1 protein-coding gene is annotated in these 579 nt (G+C 62.0%); it reads left to right on the forward strand.

Annotation, left to right across the window (positions count from 1 at the left end; translation table 11 throughout):
- On the forward strand, positions 1–400 hold a 400-nt coding region (locus tag IEX25_RS19965), incomplete at its 5' end, for a DUF4167 domain-containing protein (protein ID WP_188717478.1).
- Positions 401–579 lie beyond the last annotated feature (179 nt).

The following is a 579-nucleotide window of genomic DNA, read 5'->3' on the forward strand; positions in this document are numbered from 1 at the left end:
TCAGTTCGCGGAAGAAGCGCGGCTTGCAAATGACCGCGTGGCCTCGGAGGCCTTCCTGCAATCGGCCGAGCATTATGTTCGCGTGGGCAAACCAGCCCATGATGTGGAGGACCATCCTGTAAGGGACAGGTCGTCCAGAAGAGCGTCGATCACCCAAGAAGCACAGTCGCCCACCGATGCAAAACAGAGGGACGAAGCCGTGCCTGCGGTGGGCACAGGACAAGCTCCCAGCTCCGAGGTGATCCGCCTGGACGAGGCACGCACGGCGGTCGCCGCCGAGAAACGAAGGCAGACTGAAGCCGCTGAGAAACGCGCAGTGGCGGCGGCTGATCTTGAACGCATTGCCGAACAGCACGGCTACACCTTGGAGCAACTTGGCCTGGTGCTTCGGCCAGCCTGATGGGCGACCCGCAAGGGCAGGTGAGCGTCTTTTGGAACTCTGGGCCTGTCTTCAGCTCTTCATGACAGGGATCAGAGGCCCGTCGCCCTCAGCACGACGCCGATGGTGCGCCAGATCACCAGGGCATCCGTGCGCAAGCTGATCGAACGATCGTAGCTGTCGTCATACATGGCGCGAGA

It is taken from the genome of Paracoccus acridae (assembly GCF_014642735.1).
Taxonomy (GTDB): domain Bacteria; phylum Pseudomonadota; class Alphaproteobacteria; order Rhodobacterales; family Rhodobacteraceae; genus Paracoccus; species Paracoccus acridae.